We start from the raw sequence: 15,473 nt of genomic DNA on the forward strand, positions 1-15,473 counted from the left end.
AGTTTCCTCATGACATGGGACGTGGCATTGATCCTCGTCACCGATGGCCTCGCCAACGGTGCCGTCTATCTGCTCGCCGGCCTCGGGCTGGTGCTGATTTTTTCCGTCACCCGCGTGGTGTTCGTGCCGTTCGGCGACCTCGCGGCCTTTGCCGCGCTGTCGCTCGCGGCCTTCGAGACCGGCCGCGTGCCGCCGACCATCGGCATGGTGGCGGTGCTCGCGGCGCTGGCGCTTGCCACCGAGATCGGCAGCCTGGTGCGCCGCGGTGAGGCTGCGCGCATTCCGAAGGCGGTGCTGATGTGGGGCGTGCTGCCTGCGGTGCCCTGCGTGCTCGCATGGCTCGCGGCGCGGCCCGGCGTGCCCGTGGCCGTGCACATTGCCGTGGCCGTGCTGCTGGTGGTGCCGATGGCGCCGCTGCTCGCGCGGGTGGTGTTCCAGCCGATTGCCGACGCCTCGGTGCTGGTGCTGCTGATCGTGTCGCTCGCGCTGCACTTCCTGCTCTCGGGCCTGGGCCTGCTGTTCTTCGGACCCGAGGGCTCGCGCACCACGCCGCTCACGAGTGCGGTGTTCACGCTCGGCGACGGTTTCACCGTCAGCGGCCAGGTGGTGCTGATGGTGGGCGCCGCGATCGTGCTCAGCGGGTTGTTCTTTCTGGTGTTCGAACGCACGGTGGCCGGCAAGGCCCTGCGCGCGACCGCGGTCAACCGCGTGGGCGCGCGGCTGGTCGGCATCCGGCCGGTGCGCACCGCGTTGCTGGCCTACGGCTGCGCGTCGCTGCTCGCCGGCCTCATCGGCGTGTTGATCGCGCCGGTGACCACGATGTACTACGACTCGGGCTTCATCATCGGACTGAAGGCCTTCGTGGCCGCGATCATTGGCGGTCTGGTGAGCTACCCGATCACGGCGCTCGGCGCGCTGGCGGTCGGCGTGGTCGAGAGCTTCGCGTCGTTCTGGAGCGGGGCGCTGAAGGACGTGATCGTCTTCAGCCTGCTGATACCCGTGCTCATGCTGCGATCGTTCCTGGCGGTCCACAGCGAAGAGGAAGAAGACGAGGTGGAGCAATGATGAACGCGAACCGCAAACGCATGGCGTTGATCGCCGGAGTGGTCGTCGTGCTGGCACTGCTGCCGGCGCTGGCGGGCAGCTTCACGGTCTCGCTCTTCAACGACATCGGCATCGGCGCCCTGGTGGCGCTGGGCCTGGTGCTGCTCACCGGCGTGGGCGGCGCCACGTCGTTCGGACAGGCCGCCTTCGTGGGCATCGCAGCCTATGCGACGGCATGGCTCACGACCACGCAGGGCCTGTCGCCGTGGATCGGCCTTTTCTTCGCGCTGCTGTTGACCGGCGTCTCGGCGTTGGCGATCGGCATGCTCACGCTGCGGCTCGGCGGACACTTCCTGCCGCTCAGCACCATCGCCTGGGGCCTGTCGATCGCAATGCTGTTCGGCAACGTCGATGCGCTCGGGCGCCACACGGGGCTGTCGAACATTCCGCCGCTGCATGTCGCGGGCTGGTCGCTCGCCGATCCGCGCGCGATGTACTACCTGATCTGGGCGATCGTCGGGCTGGCCTGCCTGTTCAGCCACAACCTGCTGCAGTCGCGCCCGGGCCGCGCCATCCGCGGACTGCGCGGCGGCGCCACGCTGCTTGCGAGCGTGGGCGCCGACGCTTACCGCGTGCGCCTCACGCTGTTCGTCACGGCCGCGCTCTTCGCGGGCCTGGCGGGTTGGCTCTATGCGCACATGAACCGCTTCGTGAGCCCGTCGCCGTTCGACGTTCGGGTGAGCATCGAATACCTGCTGATGGCGGTGGCGGGCGGCCTCGGCCACCTGTCGGGCGCGCTGGTGGGTGCGGCGCTGGTGCTGGTGCTCAAGAACGGGCTGCAGGACGTGCTGCCCATGCTCACGCAGCGCGCGGGCCAGCTGGAGGCGGTGGCCTTCGCGACGCTCTTCATCCTGCTGCTGCACTTTGCGCGCGGCGGGCTGATGGGGCTGCTGCGACGCTGGACGCGGCGGCACGGCGGCACCTCGGGGGCTTCGCGCTACGAAGGGCCTGAAGTGGCGCCGCTCGCACACCGGCAGTTGCCCGCGCGCGGCACGCAGGTGCTGTCGGTCAAGGGCGCGGTCAGGCGCTTCGGCGGCCTCGTGGCGGTCAACGACGTGAGCTTCGAGGTCAATGCGGGCGAGATCGTCGGCCTCATCGGGCCCAACGGCGCCGGCAAGTCGACCATGTTCAACCTGCTGACCTGCACCTTGCCGATGAGCGCGGGCGAGGTGCGCTTTCTCGGGCGCGACATCGCGGGCATGCCGCAGCGGCAGGTCGCGCGGCTCGGGCTGGCGCGCACCTTCCAGCACGTCAAGCTGCGCCCCCACATGAGCCTGCTCGACAACGTGGCGCTGGGTGCGCATTCGCGCACGCGCTCGGGTGTCCTCAGGGCGGGCCTGCGGCTCGACCGCGCCGAGGAGCGGCAGATCCTGCAGGAGGCGCAGCGCCAGCTCGACCGCATCGGCCTGGGCGACCGCGCGGACGAACTCGCGGGCAGCCTGCCGCTGGGCACGCAGCGCATCCTCGAGATCGCACGTGCGCTCGCGGCCGACCCGGTGCTGCTGGTGCTCGACGAGCCCGCGGCGGGCCTGCGCCGCAAGGAAAAGATGGCGCTCGGCGACCTGCTGCGCAAGCTGCGCGAGGAGGGCGTGACGATCCTGATCGTCGAACATGACATGGACTTCGTGATGAAACTCGTGGACCGGCTGGTGGTGATGAATTTCGGCTCCAAGCTCGTCGAGGGCGTGCCGTCGGCGGTGCGCGCCGACGAACGCGTGCAGGCGGCTTATCTGGGGAGCGTTGTATGACCGCCATGCTCGAGATCGGCGACCTGCACGTGTCGTACGGGCAGGTCGAGGCGGTGCGCGGCGTGTCGCTCGAACTGCAGCCGGGCCAGATCATCTCGGTGATCGGCCCGAACGGCGCGGGCAAGACCACGCTGCTCGCGGCGGCGATGGGCCTGCTGCCCTGCAAGGGAACGCTGCGCTTCGAGGGCGAGGACCTGCAGGGCCTCGACGTCGAATCGCGCGTGGAGCGCGGCCTGTGCCTCGTGCCCGAGAAGCGCGAGCTGTTCGGCGAGCTGACGGTGCTCGACAACCTGCAGCTCGGCGCCTATGCCAAGCGGCTGCGCGGCGACGCGATGAAGAAGCGCTTGCAATCGGTGTACGACCGGTTCCCGCGCCTGGCCGAGCGCCGCGCGCAGCGCGCCGACACGCTCTCGGGCGGCGAGCGGCAGATGCTCGCGGTCGGGCGGGCGCTGATGTCGGCCCCGCGGCTGTTGATGCTCGACGAGCCGAGCCTCGGGCTGGCACCGCTCATCGTGCGCGACATCCTGTCGATCGTGCGCAAGCTGCGCGACGACGGCGTCTCGATCCTGCTGGTCGAGCAGAACGCGCGCGCGGCGCTCGAGACCTCCGACCACGGCTACGTGCTCGAGACCGGCGAGATCGCGCTGTCGGGCGCCTCGGCCGAACTGGCGGGCGACCCGCGCGTGCAGGCCACCTACCTCGGCGGAGGCACGCACGATGACGAGTGAGGTGCGCGCGCTGCCGCCCGGCCAGCGCACGCTGCCGGCGATGCTGCAGCGGCAGGCCGAGCGCTTCGCGGGGCGTCCGCTGGTGCGCATCGCGGGGCGGCAGTGGACGCACGGCGATGCGGCGGTGGCGGCCGCGGTGCGCGCCGGCGCCCTGGCCGCGGCCGGCGTGGCGCGCGGCGACCGCATCGCCGTGATGTGCGGCAACCGCATCGAGTTTCTCGAGGTCTTTCTCGGCGCCGGCTGGCTCGGCGCGGCGGTGGTGCCGGTCAACAGCGCGTCGATGGGGCCGCAGCTCGAATACTTCCTCGCCAACAGCCAGGCGAAGCTGCTGGTGATCGAGGCCGGATTCCTCGAACGGCTGGCGACGGCCGACCTCGCGCGCACGTCGCTGCAAGCGGTGTGGGTGGTTGGCGAGGCTGGCGCTGCGTGGACAGCGCCGGCAGGCGTGCGCGTGAGCCGCTATCCGCTGGAGGGGCCTTCGCTGCCAGCCGCAGACGTTCTGCCCGGCGATCCGCTTGCCATCCTCTACACCTCGGGCACCACCGGCCCCGCCAAGGGCGTGGTCTGCCCGCATGCGCAGTATTTCTGGTGGGGCGTGAACAGTGCCGAGGTGATCGGCGTCGGTGCGGACGATGTGCTGTGCACCACGCTGCCGCTGTTCCACATCAATGCGCTCAACACCTTCGCGCAGGCCGCGCTGACCGGCGCCGAGGCGGTGTTCGAGACACGCTTCTCGGCGTCGGGCTTCTGGCCCGCGATGCGCGACAACCGCGCGACCGTGGTCTACCTGCTCGGCGCGATGGTGCCCATCCTGCTCGCGCAGCCCGAGGGCGAGAGCGAACGCGGCCACCGCGTGCGCATCGGGCTCGGGCCGGGCGTGCCCGCGACGGCCGCACAGGCCTTTTTGGCGCGCACCGGCGTGAAGCTGCTCGAGGGCTACGGCTCGACCGAAACCAACTTTGCGATCGCCACCGCGCCGGATTCACCGCGCGGCGGCGTCATGGGCTGGCTGCGTCCGGGCTTCCAGGCGCGCGTGGCCGACGAGGGCGACGTGGAACTTCCGATCGGCGAAGCCGGCGAATTGCTGCTGCGTGCGGACGAACCCCATGCCTTCGCGAGCGGCTACTTCCAGATGCCCGAGAAGACGGTCGAGGCCTGGCGCAACCTCTGGTTCCACACCGGCGACCGCGTGGTGCGCGATGCCGATGGGGCGTTCCGTTTTGTCGACCGCATCAAGGACGCGATCCGCCGCCGCGGCGAGAACATCTCGTCGTTCGAGGTCGAGCAGGTGCTGCTGAGCCATCCCGGCGTGGCGGCCTGCGCGGTCTATCCGGTGCGCTCGGAACTTGCCGAAGACGAGGTGATGGCCGCGCTCGTTGCGCGCGAGGGCGAGCACATCGAGCCGGCCGCGCTGGTGCGCTTCTGCGAAAGCCGGCTGCCGTACTTCGCGGTGCCCCGCTACATCGACCTGCTGCCCGACCTTCCGCGCACCGAGAACGGCAAGGTGCAGAAGTTCAAGCTGCGCGAACGCGGCGTGACCGCCGGCACCTGGGACCGCGGGCCGGCGTCGCGGCCTGCCGCAAAGGCGGCCTGATGGCCGCATCGCCCGTGCTCGCCGGCCGCGCCGCCTTCGTCACGGGTGCGGCGCAGGGGCTGGGCGAGGCCATCGCGCGCGGGCTGGCCGAGGCGGGCGCGCGCACCGTGCTCGCGGACATCGATGGCGATGGCGCCGAACGCGCGGCCGCGCGCTTGCGCGGCACGGGCGCCGACTGCGTGGCCATGCAGCTCGACGTGCGCGACGAGGCGGCGTTCTCGCGCTGCTTCGATGCGGCCGCCGCGCGCTTCGGCGCGGTCGACGTGCTGGTCAACAACGCCGCACGCACCGCCTTCACCTCGCTCTGGGACATCACGCCCGAGGAGTGGGACGAGGTGCTCGCGGTCAACCTGCGCGGCAGCTTCTTCGGCTGCCGCATCGCGGGGCGCCACATGCGCGCGCGCGGGCAGGGGCGCATCGTCAACATCGCGTCCATGGCGGGGCAGCAGCCCAGCGCGGCCACGGGCGCGCACTATGCGGCCAGCAAGGCGGCGCTGCTGGCGCTGACACGCAGCTTCGCCGCGGAACTGGCGCCGCACGGGGTCACAGTCAACGCCGTCGCGCCCGCGGCGGTCAGGAGCCCCGCGCTCGACGCGCTCGATGCGGCGCGGCAACAGGCACTACAGGCCGGCATTCCGGTAGGCCGCTTCGGCGAGCCCGAAGAAGTGGCGGCTGCGGTGGTCTATCTCGCGTCGCCCGCAGCGGCCTTCATGACAGGCGCCACGCTCGACCTCAACGGCGGCCGTTTCATGCGCTGAAAAGGCGATGCGCCAAAATCGCGGTTCGAAAAGTTCATAAGTAAATATTTCAGGTATGCAAGAAAATCCACTCGCCGGACGCCATGCACTCGTGACCGGCGCCGCGCGCGGCATCGGCGCCGAAATCGCCCGCACGCTCGCGGCCGAGGGCGCCACATTGACGTTGCTCGGGCGCGACCTCGATGCGCTCGCGCGCGTGGCCGCATCGCTGCCGGGCCAGGGGCACGGTGTCGCGGCGGCCGACGTGGCCGACGAGGCCGCGGTGCGCGCGGCCTTCGCACAGGCCAGCGCTGAACGCGGGCCCGTCGCCGTCCTCGTGAACAACGCGGGCGCGGCAGAGAGCGCACCCTTCCTCAAGACCACGCCCGCGCTCTGGCAGCGCATGCTCGACGTCAACCTGACCGGCACCTTCCTGTGCACGCAGGCGGCACTGCCCGGCATGCTCGAGGCCGGCTGGGGCCGCATCGTCAACATCGCGAGCACTGCGGGCCAGAAGGGCTACGCGTACGTAGCGGCCTATACGGCGGCCAAGCACGGCGTGATCGGGCTCACCCGCGCGCTCGCGCTCGAGGTGGCGCGCAAGGGCATCACGGTGAACGCGGTGTGCCCCGGCTACACCGACACCGAGATCCTGCGCACGAGCGTGGCCAACGTGGTCGGCAAGACCGGGCGCAGCGAAGCCGATGCGCTGGCCGAGTTCTCTGCCGTCAATCCGCAGAAGCGCATCGTGCAGCCCGCCGAAGTGGCCGATGCGGTGCGCTGGCTCTGCGGCGAGGGCGCCGGCTCCGTCACCGGGCAATCGGTGTCGGTTTCGGGCGGAGAGGTGATGTGATGCGCAACGACGCCTCGCATGCGGCGCTCAGCGACGCCGAAGAACTGGGCCACGAAGCGCGCGCCGGCCACGACGACCACGCGATGCTCAAGCTCTGGCTGCGCATGCTGGCCAGCACCACGCAGATCGAGGCCGAGATCCGGCGCCGGCTGCGCGAGCGCTTCGGCATCTCGCTGGCGCGCTTCGACTACATGGCGCAGCTCCATCGCTACCGCGAAGGCCTCAAGATGCGCGTGCTCTCGCGCTACCTGATGGTGACCGGCGGCAACGTCACCGGCCTGACCGACGAGCTCGAACGCGATGGCGTGGTGGTGCGCACGCACAGCCCCGACGACCGTCGCTCTTGGATCGTGAGCCTCACGCCCAAGGGCCGCACGAGCTTCGAGGCCATGGCCAAGGAGCACGAACAGTGGATCCTCGAGATGTTCTCGGGGCTCGACATGAAGACCGTCAAGCAGATGCATGCGCAGCTCGGGCAGCTGCGCGTGCACGTGATGCGCAGCGAGCCTGCGGGCGAGGAAGCGGCGTGAGCGCCATCGACGCGCCCGCCCAGACCGTGGTCGAGTTCCAGCGCGCGCGGATGATCCGCTTCTCGGACTGCGACCCGGCGGGCATCGTCTTCTATCCGCAGTACTTCGTGATGCTCAACGGCCTCGTGGAAGACTGGGTGGGCGAGGGCCTCGGCGTCGACTACCACGCGCTCATCGGCGGGCGGCGCATCGGCCTGCCGACCGTGCGACTCGAGGCTGATTTCCGCGCGGTGAGCCGCATGGGCGACGATGTGATGCTCGGGCTCTCGGTGGAGCGGCTGGGTTCGCGTTCGATCGCGCTCGCGCTGCGCTGCTTCGAGCCTGCGACCGGCGAGCTGCGCATGCAGGTAAAGCAGGTGCTCGTGACCACGTCGCTCGAAAGCCACCGCGCCGTGGCCGTGCCCGAAGACATCCGCGCTGCGATCCTGCGCGGCTTTTCGCCGCCGGCCTGAACGGAACAGGCAAAAAAAACCCGCCTGGGCGGGTAGAAAAACGAACTGGCGTTTGGACGCGAGACTTCTGTCGCGGTCGTTCTTGTTCTTCTTTTGGTGCGTGACAGCAGTTTGCAAGATGCCACGCCAAAGGACTGTCCGGCGTAGGCGGCGGCCGGAAGCAACTCGGATTGGCTGTGAAACCGTGAAATATTTCCTCTTCTTCCGAGAGGATCCTCTCCGGCCGGGGCGGCGTATCACCATGAAAAAAGCCTGCTACCGAGCGGTAGCAGGCTTTTCGTGTTGGTTGGTGGGCCCTGAGTGACTCGAACACTCGACCTACGGATTAAGAGTCCGCTGCTCTACCAACTGAGCTAAGAGCCCTTGCTTTTCAAACGCTTGGCGTTTTTTGGCAAGACCGCAAGTATAGCGTAAAAATTTTGGGGCTCAACGATTTTGTGCGCCGCAGCGGTAGCATGCGTCATCGGCGGCGGTCCACGCCCTTCACCAGGAGAACACTTCCATGACAACAGCAGACACAAGCACCATGCCGCATGTGGTGATCACCGGCGCCGCGGGCGCGCTGGGCCGTGCGGTGGTCCAGCACTTTCTTGCGCAGGGCGCACGTCTCGCGCTTGTCGACCATCGCGCGGACCGGCTGGCCGATGCCTTCCCGGGTCTCGACAATTCGCAGCACCTGCTGCTGGAGGGCGACGTGACCTCGGTCGACGAGATGTCGGCGCTCGCGACGCAGGCGCGAAAGGCGTTCGGCCGCATCGATGCACTGGTCCACATCGCGGGCGGCTTCGAGATGGGCGAGGCCACGCATGCGCTCACGCGCGCGAGCTGGAACCGCATGATGGACCTCAACGCCTGGTCGTTCGTGGCGGTCACGCAGGCGGTGCTGCCGTCGATGATCGAGCATGGGGCCGGACGCATCGTCGCGGTCACCGCCAAGGTGGCTGCGCGCGGCCTGCCGGGCATGGCCGCCTACATCGCGTCGAAGAGCGCGCTGCAGCGCCTGGTCGAAGCCATGGCGGCCGAAGCGGCGCCGCATGGCGTGGCCATCAACAGCGTGGCGCCCAGCGTGCTCGACACGCCGGCCAACCGACAGGCGATGCCCGACGCGAATCCCGCCGACTGGGTGTCGACCTCGGTCGCGGCGCAGACCATCGCGTTCCTCGCCTCGCCCGCGGCAGCAGCGCTGCATGGCCAGCACCTGACGCTCGACACCTGAGAAGCGGCGCGCCCGGCCCACGGGCGGCACGCATCCAGAGGCCCCGGCACACACCGGGGCCTTTTTCACGGGCGCGCCCCGCGCTGGTGCACGCGAGGCAGGCGCTTTGTCATGCACCCGGGCGGCGGACCCGGGGCACATGTCTCCCCGGGCCGGGGGCGCACGGCCCATGCGCGCAAGCGTGCCAATTCCTACAGTGACGCCACATCACCGGGAAATACGCATGGAATCGCACGAACTGCTGCCAAGAAACTTCATGAACCTGCTGCGCGAGGAAGCAGGCATGTCGTTCATGGAGTTCGCACTCATCGGTTCGCTCGTGCTGGCCGTGTGCCTGCTCCTGCTGCTCGCGGTGCGGCGCAGCGCCTGACCGCCGGCAGACAGGAGCATCAGGCCATGCGCGGACTCGACGCCTTCCTCGACCTGTTGACGGTGGCGGCACTGGATTTTCGCCTGGGCGGGCTGCTGGTGCTGCTGGCGATGGCCGCGGTCAGCGACTGGCGCTTCTACCGAATTCCCAACTGGCTGACCTTCGGCGGCATGGTCTTCGCGGTGGTCTACGGCACCATCGCGGCGCGCACGCCGGCGGCAGGTGCGTCGCACGCGTTCGGTGGCCTTGGCCTCGGCCTGGCCATCATGCTGCCGTTCTACCTGCTCGGTGTGATGGGTGCGGGCGACGTCAAGCTGATGGCGATGGTGGGTGCCTTTCTCGGCCCCCACCAGACGCTGACGGCCATCTTCTTCACATGCATGGCCGGGGGCGTGGCCGCCATCGCCTTTGCCATCCACCGCAGCCGCCTCTGCCACATGCTCGCCAACGTGGTCTCGGGGATGGCCTGCATGCGGCCGGACGCGGCCGGCGACCTGCGCCAGTCGATCGGAAAGCTGCCCTACGGCATCTGCATCTGCGCCGGGACCGTGACCCAGGTCCTCGCGAACCAATTGGGCTGGTTGAAATGAAAGGGAAAGACCAATGAACCAGGTTCTCCAGGCCCTCGGCCAATCGACCCGCGGGTTCCTGCGCGGCGAAGAGGGCGCTCAGCTGGTCGAATACGCGCTGGTCATCGCGGTGGTGTCGATCACGCTGGTCGTGTCGTTCAGGGCGCTCGCCGAAGACATCGGCGGCTTCGAGACGATCTTCGGTCGTCTCACGGCCTGCCTCGCCCGGTCCGTCTGTGATTGAGCGGATACCGCCGGGCGCGGCCTTCCGCGCTCAGTGCGGCGCGACGTGGAGCTGGTGCTTCATCGCGTAGATGTACAGCTCGAGGCGGTTCGCGACGTCGAGCTTCTGGTAGATCGACGTCAGGTGATTGCGGAAGGTGTGCTCGGTCACGAACAGCCGCGATGCGAGTGTCTTGTTCGGCGCGCCGCTGCCTTCGACGACGGCGCGGATGGCCTGGCGCTCCTTCTGCGTCAGGCTTGCGATCCTGGCGGCTTCGGGGTCGGGCCTGGCGGCCTTCTTCGGTGAAGTGAGCTGCGAGAACACGCGGCCCATCGCCTGTGCGTCGATGCAGAGTTCGCCCTTGTGGACGCGCTCGATCGCGTCGAGCACCTGTTCCGCAGGGGCGTCCTTGCACAGCACGCCGCGCGCCCCGCTCAGCACCGCGAGGTCGAGCGTGTGCTGCTGGCGCTCGGCCGTAAGGATGAGCGCACGCGACACCTCGTTCGCGAGCAGCATCGGCAGGATGTCGAGGGCGCTCTGGCCGGCCAGGTCGAGATCGAGCACGATCACGTCGGGCATCGTCGCCTCGCTTCGCTCCAGTGCCTGTTCGGCGCAGTTGGCCGTGGCGACGACCTTCATGCGCGGCTGTTCGCCGTCGATCAGCTTCGAGAGGCCCCAGAGCATGGTCCGATGATCGTCGACGAGCATGACGCTGATGGGTCGGGCGGTGGTTGGCTGCATGGGCACCTTCTCCTTGATTCAGATGGGTATTTCGACCAGCACGGCAGTGGCGCCGTCCCAGCCCCGACTCACTCTGGCGCTGCCGCCTAGGGCGGCTGCGCGTTCGCTGATGGAACGCGGGTGGAATTCGACAGGTTCCGCGTCGCAGGCATCGTTCTCGATGCGCAGCTGCAGCTTGCCGTCGGCGCAGCCGATGCGGATGCGGCCGTGGTGCGCGTCGGTGTGCTTGCAGATGTTGTGCAGGCCTTCGCGCGCGAGCTGCAGCACTTCGGCCGTCATGCGGTCGTCGAGCTGTACGTCGCCCTCGACCACGATGTCGATGTCGATGCCGTAGAGCACCTTGATGCGCGCGGCCTGGCGGTGCAGGTGCGGCAGGATGAACTCGCAGCGGTTGTCGGCGCCGTCGCGCACGGTGCCCGCGTAGTGGCGCAGTTCCGCCACCACGCCGTCGGCCATCGCGGCCAGCCGGTCGAGGTCGGCAATCAGCGGGTTGTCGGCCGACGCTTTCTTGCGCAGCGCGCTCAACCCGAGCTTGAGCCCGATGTAGGGCTGGATGGCAGTGTCGTGCAGGTCGAGCGAGATCTTCAGGCGCTCCTTCGAGGCGGCCTCCGAGGCCATGCGGTCGAGCACCTTGATCGTCTCGATCACCGGGATGACCTGGCTCATGATGTGCGCGAGGAAGGTCGCGTCGGCCTTCTGGAACAGCCCGCCGCGCGAGCCCACGAAGATTCGCCCCTCGCCCTGGCGCAGCGGCAGCGGCGCGCTGATGAAGGCGCGCACCTCGAGCATGGCGGCCACCGCGGCGCTGCGTGCGAGCCCTTGCGCATCCTGGGCAAGCCAGCGCTGCGTGCGCGGGGCGCAGATCTGGCCCTGCGCGCCCAGCAGGCTCAGCGGCCAGGGCCTGCGGTTGCTCAGCACGATGTGCTCGGCGCCCAACCCCATCAGCGGCGAACTCGAGAGCAGGTCGAGCGTTTCGACGCTCGCCGGCTTGCCCGGGTCGGCGTGTCCGAGGCTGCGCATGGCCCAGGGGCCGTTGGCCGCGTCGCGCATCAGCAGGATGCAATGGCTCGCTTCGAAGAAGGCCATCGTCTTTTCCATCGTGCTCGCGAGGGTGCGGTCGACACCGAAGCGCGGGTTCGACAGCCGGCTCACCTGGCTCAGCAGCGCGAGGCGCCGCTGCAGCGCCACTTTCGATCCGCCCCAGTGGCCGACCATGTGGCCCAGCGCCAGCAGGAAAGTGGCGCGCATGAGCAACTGCGGCGTGCTGTTTCCCGTGACGCTCGCAAGGCAGCAGGCGCCGAACGAGACCACCGATGCCATCGTGATGCGTGCGCCTTCCTCGTAGCCCCAGCGGAACGACGACGTGAGGATCGCGAAGAAGTAGAAGAGGAAGTAGTGGCTTTGGATGCCGCCGGTCACGAAGATGAGCAGCGTCGACCACAGCACGTCGAACCAGTGGATCGCCTTGCCCTGGAAATACGGCTGGCCGCTGCGCGTGCAGGCGTAGACCCCGAGGCTGTAGAGCGCGTAACCCGAGAACGCGAGCCAGGTGCCGCCGTCCAGGCGCCGTTGCGACTCTCCAGCGTCAACCGCAACGGCCAGCAGGGCCGAGACCGCCAGCACCAGCCGCATGCCCGCCACCATGAGCGCATCGGCGGCGATGCCTGGGTCGGGCCCGCGGGGCGGGCTGAGGGGTTTGGCTGGCACGGAGTTGGTTCCAGTCCATACCGCGGCTCATGCCTGCCCGTTCCAACAGGCCAAGGCGTCCGCACCCCGGAGGGGGAGGTGGGAGGACGTAACACCTTGGTTCACTTTGGATAGATATTTAATAAATGCGAGGCATTTACAGTACTACCTTTGTAGTCAATTGCAAACTTGATCTGAAAAACCCACTAAAGCAGTACGCTTTTGTTAACACAGGAGTGCAAATGCGAGGGAACGATGGATGTTCCTAGTTTTCGTCAAAACCTTGAATCAGACGAATAAACGGAACATACTCCCGGCATGCTTGCCGACACGCACACCCAACGGGTCCTTAATCTCGCCAGCCAAAAGGGGCTACTGCGCGCCAGCGATCTGGACGGCATCGAAGCGCCGCGGGTCATGCTGACGCGCCTGACCGCCGCTGGCCTGCTGGACAAAGTTGGGCGCGGCATCTACCGCCTGACCAGCCAACCGGGTTCGGAGCACGAAGGGCTGGCGACCATCGCCGCCAGAGTCCCGCAGGCCGTGTTCTGCCTGCTGACAGCCCTCCAGTTCCACGAGCTGACCACCCAACTCCCCCGGCAGATCTGGATCGCTATGCCGCGCGGCAGCCATGTGCCGCGCGTTGACTACCCGCCGGTCAAGATGGTTCAGATGACGGGCGATGTCTACACGGCCGGCATCGAGGAACACCTGCGCGACGGCGTGAAGCTGCGAATCTATGGTGCCGCCAAAACGGTTGCGGATTGCTTCAAGCACCGGAACAAGATCGGTTTGGACGTGGCGTTGGAGGCACTGAAGGACGTGCGCGCCAAGCGCAGGGCATCGGCGGATGATCTCTGGCGTTATGCGAAGGTTTGTCGTGTGGCAAACGTGATGCGCCCGTATCTGGAAGCTGTTGGGTGAGCAACATCGCCGCATCCGTCCGCGCTCGCCTGCTCAACCTCGCCAAGGCGCAAGGATCGGACTTCAATCAGGTGCTGGTGCGTTTCGCGCTGGAACGCATCCTCTACCGCCTGACGCAATCGCAGCACGCGGATCGCTTCCTGCTCAAGGGCGCACTGCTGTTCACGCTCTGGTACGACATGCCGCACCGGGCCACTCGCGACGCCGATCTGCTGGGTTTTGGCGCGAGCGATCTGGAATCGGTCGTGCAGGTTTTCCGCGAGATCGCCGCCGTTGCCGTGGACGATGGCATCGTGTTCGATCCGGCCTCGGTGGCGGCTGAGGAAATCCGCAAGGAAACAGGCTACGGCGGCGTCCGCGTGGTCATCGCAGGCGAGTTGGCCACGGCGCGTTGCAAGACGCAGATCGACGTTGGCTTCGGCGATGCCGTTACCCCCGGCCCGGTCGATTCGGTCTATCCAGTGCTGCTCGACGACTTGCCCGCCCCTCGACTTTGGGCCTATCCGACCTGCACGGTGGTCGCGGAAAAGCTTCATGCGATCGTCCTGCTGGGCATGACGAACAGCCGCGTGAAGGACTACTTCGACCTATCGGTGCTGCTGGAACGTGAAACCCTCGACGCCGACCTCCTTGCCCAAGCGGTCAAGGCGACGTTTGAGCGTCGTGGCATGGTCGTGCCCGCGGAATTGCCGGTCGGCCTCACGGACGAGTTCGCGCACGATGCATCGCGGAAGGCGCTGTGGCAGGCATTCCTCAAGAAGAACGAACTTCTCCCCGAACCCTTGGCCGCCATCGTGGACCGGCTGCGGGCATCCTTGGAACCAGTACTGAACCGCGCCGCTCGATGACGGTCATTTCTTCGTAGCCGCCAAGGGCCGCCCTTGTTTGCGGAACCCGCAACGGAAAACGCCCAACCGAGAATGGTCGGGCGTCGAATGTTGGTGGAGAGGATGAGGATCGAACTCACGACCTCCGCATTGCGAACGCGGCGCTCTCCCAGCTGAGCTACCCCCCCAACGCAAGCCGAATTCTAACCAGATCGTGTCCGCCGGCGCAGGGCCGGCCAGTGCATGCCAAGATGCGCGTCCCCCCACAAGGAGCAGCATCCGCATGGCCGCGCACGACGATCCCGCCTGGCTCGAAGGCATGTACAACAACCTCGCCCGGGTCAAAGAGTATCCGGCGTATTTCTCGCGCTGGGCGCGCGAATCGGCCGCGGCGCGCGAAGCGCTGCCGTGCCGCATCGACGTGCCCTACGGAGGCGGTGTCAACGAGACCTTCGACATCTTTCCCGCGCCGGTGCCCGACGCGCCGGTGCTGGTGTTCATCCACGGCGGCTACTGGCGCGCGATGGACAAGCGCGACCATTCCTTCATCGCACCCGCATTCAACGACCGCGGTGTCTGCGTGGTGATGCCGAACTACGCGCTGTGCCCCGGCACGCCCGAGCAGCCGGTCACGGTGCCCGGCATCCTGATGCAGATGGTGCGCGCGCTCGAATGGGTCTGGCGGCATGCGGCGGCGCTGGGCGCCGACCCCGCGCGCATCACGGTGGCGGGGCATTCGGCCGGCGGCCACATGGCGGCTGCGCTGCTGGCCTGCGACTGGCAGGCGGTGGCGCCCGACCTGCCGGCGCAGCTGGTGCGCAACGCACTGTCGATCTCGGGCCTCTACGACCTGCGCCCGCTGCAGCGCACGCCGTTCCTGGCCAACACGCTGAAGCTCGGCGATGCCGATGCGCTGCGCGCGAGCCCGGCGCTGTGGCCGGCGCCCGCGCGCGGGCAGCTCCATGCGCTGGTGGGGGGCAACGAGAGCGACGAGTTCCTGCGCCACAACGCGATGATCCGCGCCGCCTGGGGCCGGCATGCGGTGCCGGTGTGCGAGACGCTGCCGGGCCTGGACCACTTCAGCATCGTCGATGCGCTGGCCGACCCGGCGCACCGGCTGCACCGGTGCGCGGTGCAGTTGCTGGAGGCCTGACGAAAGAGGAGGCCTCCG

The 15,473-nt window shown here is 68.3% G+C and carries 17 protein-coding genes and 2 tRNA genes; 15 read left to right on the forward strand and 4 right to left on the reverse strand.

All coding sequences use genetic code 11. The annotated features are described in order from the left end of the window. The first annotated feature begins 9 nt into the window (after positions 1-9). Genes AC3A6R_RS00085 through AC3A6R_RS00120 form a run of 8 tightly spaced genes read left to right on the forward strand, consistent with a single transcriptional unit; the run spans position 10 to position 7,746 of the window. Positions 10-1,065 carry a branched-chain amino acid ABC transporter permease gene (locus tag AC3A6R_RS00085; protein WP_487859701.1) on the forward strand — a complete coding sequence of 352 codons (1,056 nt, stop codon included), beginning with the start codon at positions 10-12 and terminating at the stop codon, positions 1,063-1,065. Beyond that, a complete protein-coding gene (locus AC3A6R_RS00090) occupies positions 1,065-2,852 on the forward strand; it encodes a branched-chain amino acid ABC transporter ATP-binding protein/permease (protein WP_487859702.1) in 1,788 nt (595 codons plus the stop codon). Before AC3A6R_RS00085 ends, AC3A6R_RS00090 begins: the two co-directional genes overlap by 1 nt. After that, a complete protein-coding gene (locus AC3A6R_RS00095) occupies positions 2,849-3,580 on the forward strand; it encodes an ABC transporter ATP-binding protein (RefSeq protein ID WP_487863400.1) in 732 nt (243 codons plus the stop codon). Before AC3A6R_RS00090 ends, AC3A6R_RS00095 begins: the two co-directional genes overlap by 4 nt. Further along, the gene (locus tag AC3A6R_RS00100) at positions 3,570-5,174 is read left to right on the forward strand and encodes an ATP-dependent acyl-CoA ligase (RefSeq protein ID WP_487863401.1); all 1,605 of its coding nucleotides are present in this window, start codon (positions 3,570-3,572) and stop codon (positions 5,172-5,174) included. Before AC3A6R_RS00095 ends, AC3A6R_RS00100 begins: the two co-directional genes overlap by 11 nt. After that, a complete protein-coding gene (locus tag AC3A6R_RS00105; protein WP_487859705.1) occupies positions 5,174-5,932 on the forward strand; it encodes an SDR family NAD(P)-dependent oxidoreductase in 759 nt (252 codons plus the stop codon). Before AC3A6R_RS00100 ends, AC3A6R_RS00105 begins: the two co-directional genes overlap by 1 nt. A gap of 55 nt (positions 5,933-5,987) precedes the next feature. Further along, positions 5,988-6,764 (forward strand): SDR family NAD(P)-dependent oxidoreductase, encoded by a 777-nt coding sequence (locus AC3A6R_RS00110; RefSeq protein WP_487859706.1) that lies wholly within the window; start codon positions 5,988-5,990, stop codon positions 6,762-6,764. Continuing rightward, a complete protein-coding gene (locus AC3A6R_RS00115) occupies positions 6,764-7,294 on the forward strand; it encodes a MarR family winged helix-turn-helix transcriptional regulator (RefSeq protein ID WP_487859707.1) in 531 nt (176 codons plus the stop codon). Before AC3A6R_RS00110 ends, AC3A6R_RS00115 begins: the two co-directional genes overlap by 1 nt. 50 nt (positions 7,295-7,344) lie before the next feature. Next, positions 7,345-7,746 carry an acyl-CoA thioesterase gene (locus AC3A6R_RS00120; RefSeq protein WP_487863887.1) on the forward strand — a complete coding sequence of 134 codons (402 nt, stop codon included), beginning with the start codon at positions 7,345-7,347 and terminating at the stop codon, positions 7,744-7,746. A 287-nt stretch (positions 7,747-8,033) separates the two neighbouring features. Here the strand turns inward: AC3A6R_RS00120 and AC3A6R_RS00125 are convergent. Beyond that, a tRNA-Lys gene (locus AC3A6R_RS00125) sits at positions 8,034-8,109 on the reverse strand. A gap of 139 nt (positions 8,110-8,248) precedes the next feature. Here AC3A6R_RS00125 and AC3A6R_RS00130 point away from each other — a divergent pair. From AC3A6R_RS00130 to AC3A6R_RS00145, 4 genes are all read left to right on the forward strand, one after another. After that, on the forward strand, positions 8,249-8,962 hold the full coding sequence (locus AC3A6R_RS00130) for an SDR family NAD(P)-dependent oxidoreductase (protein WP_487859708.1): 714 nt from the start codon (positions 8,249-8,251) through the stop codon (positions 8,960-8,962). Positions 8,963-9,185: 223 nt separating this feature from the next. Beyond that, positions 9,186-9,332, forward strand: coding sequence for a hypothetical protein (locus AC3A6R_RS00135; RefSeq protein ID WP_487859709.1), 147 nt, complete (start codon positions 9,186-9,188; stop codon positions 9,330-9,332). A gap of 26 nt (positions 9,333-9,358) precedes the next feature. Beyond that, positions 9,359-9,922, forward strand: a complete 564-nt coding sequence (locus AC3A6R_RS00140) for an A24 family peptidase (protein WP_487863402.1) — start codon at positions 9,359-9,361, stop codon at positions 9,920-9,922. 13 nt (positions 9,923-9,935) lie between these two features. Then, positions 9,936-10,145: a Flp family type IVb pilin gene (locus AC3A6R_RS00145; RefSeq protein WP_487859711.1), complete on the forward strand. Its 210-nt coding sequence runs from the start codon at positions 9,936-9,938 to the stop codon at positions 10,143-10,145. Positions 10,146-10,175: 30 nt separating this feature from the next. Here AC3A6R_RS00145 and AC3A6R_RS00150 read toward each other — a convergent pair whose 3' ends face one another. Both AC3A6R_RS00150 and AC3A6R_RS00155 read right to left on the reverse strand, forming a co-directional pair. Then, positions 10,176-10,865 carry a response regulator gene (locus AC3A6R_RS00150; protein WP_487859712.1) on the reverse strand — a complete coding sequence of 230 codons (690 nt, stop codon included), beginning with the start codon at positions 10,863-10,865 and terminating at the stop codon, positions 10,176-10,178. Between the two features lie 18 nt (positions 10,866-10,883). Continuing rightward, positions 10,884-12,572 carry a sensor histidine kinase gene (locus AC3A6R_RS00155; RefSeq protein ID WP_487859713.1) on the reverse strand — a complete coding sequence of 563 codons (1,689 nt, stop codon included), beginning with the start codon at positions 12,570-12,572 and terminating at the stop codon, positions 10,884-10,886. Between the two features lie 297 nt (positions 12,573-12,869). On the opposite strand from AC3A6R_RS00155, the gene AC3A6R_RS00160 reads away from it, so the two are divergent. Together AC3A6R_RS00160 and AC3A6R_RS00165 are read left to right on the forward strand one after the other, a co-directional pair. After that, positions 12,870-13,475, forward strand: coding sequence for a type IV toxin-antitoxin system AbiEi family antitoxin domain-containing protein (locus tag AC3A6R_RS00160; RefSeq protein WP_487863403.1), 606 nt, complete (start codon positions 12,870-12,872; stop codon positions 13,473-13,475). Continuing rightward, a complete protein-coding gene (locus tag AC3A6R_RS00165) occupies positions 13,472-14,323 on the forward strand; it encodes a nucleotidyl transferase AbiEii/AbiGii toxin family protein (RefSeq protein WP_487863404.1) in 852 nt (283 codons plus the stop codon). Before AC3A6R_RS00160 ends, AC3A6R_RS00165 begins: the two co-directional genes overlap by 4 nt. Before the next feature lie 91 nt (positions 14,324-14,414). On the opposite strand, the gene AC3A6R_RS00170 is transcribed toward AC3A6R_RS00165, so the two are convergent. After that, positions 14,415-14,490, reverse strand: a tRNA-Ala gene (locus tag AC3A6R_RS00170). 95 nt (positions 14,491-14,585) lie between these two features. On the opposite strand from AC3A6R_RS00170, the gene AC3A6R_RS00175 reads away from it, so the two are divergent. Next, positions 14,586-15,455 carry an alpha/beta hydrolase gene (locus tag AC3A6R_RS00175; protein ID WP_487863405.1) on the forward strand — a complete coding sequence of 290 codons (870 nt, stop codon included), beginning with the start codon at positions 14,586-14,588 and terminating at the stop codon, positions 15,453-15,455. Positions 15,456-15,473: the final 18 nt, after the last annotated feature.

It is taken from the genome of Variovorax sp. Soil_C_19 (assembly GCF_057657255.1).

What these genes read in the sequence shown, in the direction of transcription:
- AC3A6R_RS00120 (WP_487863887.1), top strand. Translation starts at nt 7,345, where the DNA reads ATGATCCGCTTCTCGGACTGCGACCCGGCGGGCATCGTCTTCTATCCG.
- AC3A6R_RS00090 (WP_487859702.1), top strand. Translation starts at nt 1,065, where the DNA reads ATGAACGCGAACCGCAAACGCATGGCGTTGATCGCCGGAGTGGTCGTC.
- AC3A6R_RS00135 (WP_487859709.1), top strand. Translation starts at nt 9,186, where the DNA reads ATGGAATCGCACGAACTGCTGCCAAGAAACTTCATGAACCTGCTGCGC.
- AC3A6R_RS00140 (WP_487863402.1), top strand. Translation starts at nt 9,359, where the DNA reads ATGCGCGGACTCGACGCCTTCCTCGACCTGTTGACGGTGGCGGCACTG.
- AC3A6R_RS00175 (WP_487863405.1), top strand. Translation starts at nt 14,586, where the DNA reads ATGGCCGCGCACGACGATCCCGCCTGGCTCGAAGGCATGTACAACAAC.
- AC3A6R_RS00150 (WP_487859712.1), bottom strand. Translation starts at nt 10,865, where the DNA reads ATGCAGCCAACCACCGCCCGACCCATCAGCGTCATGCTCGTCGACGAT.
- AC3A6R_RS00085 (WP_487859701.1), top strand. Translation starts at nt 10, where the DNA reads ATGACATGGGACGTGGCATTGATCCTCGTCACCGATGGCCTCGCCAAC.
- AC3A6R_RS00095 (WP_487863400.1), top strand. Translation starts at nt 2,849, where the DNA reads ATGACCGCCATGCTCGAGATCGGCGACCTGCACGTGTCGTACGGGCAG.
- AC3A6R_RS00115 (WP_487859707.1), top strand. Translation starts at nt 6,764, where the DNA reads ATGCGCAACGACGCCTCGCATGCGGCGCTCAGCGACGCCGAAGAACTG.
- AC3A6R_RS00105 (WP_487859705.1), top strand. Translation starts at nt 5,174, where the DNA reads ATGGCCGCATCGCCCGTGCTCGCCGGCCGCGCCGCCTTCGTCACGGGT.
- AC3A6R_RS00100 (WP_487863401.1), top strand. Translation starts at nt 3,570, where the DNA reads ATGACGAGTGAGGTGCGCGCGCTGCCGCCCGGCCAGCGCACGCTGCCG.
- AC3A6R_RS00130 (WP_487859708.1), top strand. Translation starts at nt 8,249, where the DNA reads ATGACAACAGCAGACACAAGCACCATGCCGCATGTGGTGATCACCGGC.
- AC3A6R_RS00145 (WP_487859711.1), top strand. Translation starts at nt 9,936, where the DNA reads ATGAACCAGGTTCTCCAGGCCCTCGGCCAATCGACCCGCGGGTTCCTG.
- AC3A6R_RS00110 (WP_487859706.1), top strand. Translation starts at nt 5,988, where the DNA reads ATGCAAGAAAATCCACTCGCCGGACGCCATGCACTCGTGACCGGCGCC.
- AC3A6R_RS00160 (WP_487863403.1), top strand. Translation starts at nt 12,870, where the DNA reads ATGCTTGCCGACACGCACACCCAACGGGTCCTTAATCTCGCCAGCCAA.